This is a genomic window from Leptolyngbya sp. CCY15150 (genome assembly GCF_016888135.1).
Lineage (GTDB): Bacteria > Cyanobacteriota > Cyanobacteriia > RECH01 > RECH01 > RECH01.
Genome location: NZ_JACSWB010000097.1, coordinates 1 through 2,781 on the forward strand (window position 1 = coordinate 1; position 2,781 = coordinate 2,781).

The window sequence follows — 2,781 nt, forward strand, 5'->3', positions numbered from 1 at the left end:
CCTTAAATACTACAAAATGTAGCACTCCTGAAGCTACTGCCAGACAAGGGCTTCAGGGAGATGTGATACCTTTTCGTCAGAATCGTTGCCATACCCCTGCTGGGGTGTCGTCGACAAAGATCGTCTCGATGCGCTGACTGCGTTGGTTTACCTGGGCGTAACCTGTATCGTTAATAGAGCATCTCGGTGTGATCGCTCAGTGGAGCAACAACCGCAATCTAGTTGCTATTGGCGTCGTATTCAGCTCTGCCTGCCCTACTCTCTACCGTTTCAATATAGAGATCCAGATGTTAGTAATAAGAGAATCCAAATCCAAGCATAATCAATGGATAGTACCACCAGTGGATATAAGATATGCCGCCATTCTGAGCTAGATACTTCTGAATTTCTGTGTTGGCAATACTGGCCTTCCTTCTGCCAATATCTTGGGCCAAATATAAAGGTGTAATTCCAAAAAAAGATCCTCTTTTATTAATATCAGCGTCACTTTCGAGCAATAGCTTTACAGCTTCCAGGTGACTAAATCTTACGGCTTCATGTAAAGCTGAAAAGCCGATAGGATGCATGAAATCAATATCTGCTCCCCCTTTAAGTAAAGTTTGTAAAGTCTCAAGTTTTCCTGTTCTAGCGGCGGCAGCAATAGGTGTATCTAAATTCATGAGAAAGGGAATAGGTTCAATAAGAACATTAGGGTTAGCACCATGTTCAAGCAGCAGTTTTACAATTGTACTATGACCTTTTTCGGCAGCACGATGAAGAGGAGACGTACCAACATACGACAAATTCAGTGTGCCTGGCAGTAAAGTTCCTTTGCCATGAAGATTTACATCTGCGCCACAATCAATCAAAAGACGACAAATTTCCAGATATCCCAATTCTGATGCTGCTAGGAGTGCGGAGCCAAAGCTCATTTGTTCTTTTCCAGTGAGATCAACATCCGCACCAGCTCTAGCCAGAAGTTCAATAGCGTCAATCTTTTTCTCTCTTGTTGCTTTATAGATGAAAGATTGAGAATATCCATTTATGAACCTAGTCTCGTTTGGATCTCCCCCATTTGATAAAAAGGTATGTAGATTACTCAAGGCATGTGTATCCTGTAAGTCTATATCCCAAACTGAATTAAATGTCCTAGACATCTGATTGTCCATTAATTGGGTGTTGGTGCGTATTTGCCTAACTTCGGGCTCTTGGCAACTTTTGATACTGGTGGCGAAATATTGCTTAACCTGCAGATGACTCCATCAGTCTTACAAACTGTGAAGTACGGGTAGCGGCTTGAGGCACGCCAGTTAGCCAGTTGTGAATGCGCTTACAGTTAATCGCTGCGGCTGTCATCAGGTACTGTAAGTGGGTTTTGGCTAAGCCAATGTAGCGAGCCCGCCGGAAGCCATGTGCTCGCACCCCTTCAGAGAGCGTTCCCTCAATCCCAGCACACAACGCATAGTCGGCCCGATAGTCAGCCGTGGGCCCTCGTTGCCTAGCTTTCTGCAAGGCTTTGTACTGTGCTTCCGGTCGAATGGTAATCGAGCGCCTCAGGCGCGCACTGCGGGTGCATAAGCGCAAACTTGGACAGATTGAACAATCTGCTGTGGCAAACTTGATGTTGATCACTTCATTATCTCGACCGTCAATGGCTGGCGTCCAAGAAACACTGGATTTTCCTGCTGGACAAATGACTTTCTGCTGTTGCCAATCGACCATAAAGTCATCGGCAGCATAGCCTTGATTTGCCTTTGCCTGCCAGTGAAGATTGACGCGTGTCGGTCCCAGCAAATCCACTTGATATCGCTCGTCAGTTGTTACTAACAGTTCGGCATCAAGATACCCAGTATCGACAATATGTTTGCTGGGTAGGAGATGGTTGTTGTCCAAAGACTGGTGAATTGATTCAGTCATATCCCCATCAGCAACAGGCGCTGGAGAGATTTCTACATTCGTAATCAAGTGCAATTCTTGTGGCTCACAAGTTTCACTGACATGGACTTTGTATCCCACCCAGGAAGTTGTATGTTTCTTAGCGTAGTGGGCATCTGGTTCATAAGGCGAGCTCAACATGATAGAAGCAGGTGGGACTTCGGCTTGAGTGCGCCAGCGAATGTTGTCGTTCTCGCAATAATATTGTTGTATCCAGATGCGTCTCAAGGTCTCAGCGGCTGGAATCTGGCGCAGCCAAGCTGGGCTCCCTGCATGGTCAAAAATAGCCCTCAACAAAGCGAGTCCATCGCGACCATAGACTTCAGCTTGAGCCGTTCGCTGAGCCTTGGACTTAGGCAAATGATAATCTTCTATTCGCTCGCTGTAGCGATCTATCCACTCCGGTTGGCTGTGGACGATTGTCCAATCAGGGGCAGCGACTGCCAGTGCGTTGAGTGCGGCTCGCAGGGTTTCTCCTACACATTCTAGTCGCGTCACCGCTCGAATGGCGGCTAGGACGTGAGTCGCGTCTGTACGCTGACGACCGCGAGCTTTTAGCCAGCCTTTGCCTTGACAAAACTGTAACAACTGGTCAAAGATGTGACGCTCAGCCTTGGCGTTCACTAACCGACAACGAAACTCGCTGAGGACGGTATGGTCAAACCCAGGATCGGTAAGTTCCAAACAGAGTAAGTATTTCCAGTCAATCCGGCTACGCACGGCATCTGCTGCTTGGCGGTCGCTTAAGCCTTCTACAAACTGCAGGATAGTAGACTTTATCGGAAATAGGAGAGAAGTCGCTGCCAGTCAACTGTATCTGTAGTTGTTTGGGATTAAGCGGCGGCTCTCAGACTCCGTTGCTTGGCT

1 protein-coding gene and 1 pseudogene are annotated in these 2,781 nt (G+C 47.2%); both read right to left on the reverse strand.

Annotation, left to right across the window (positions count from 1 at the left end; all coding sequences use genetic code 11):
* Positions 1-290: 290 nt before the first annotated feature.
* The gene (locus JUJ53_RS00850; protein WP_204150095.1) at positions 291-1,136 is read right to left on the reverse strand and encodes an ankyrin repeat domain-containing protein; all 846 of its coding nucleotides are present in this window, start codon (positions 1,134-1,136) and stop codon (positions 291-293) included.
* 85 nt (positions 1,137-1,221) lie between these two features.
* Positions 1,222-2,685, reverse strand: a pseudogene (locus tag JUJ53_RS00855) (IS1182 family transposase); the annotation flags it as partial.
* Positions 2,686-2,781: the final 96 nt, after the last annotated feature.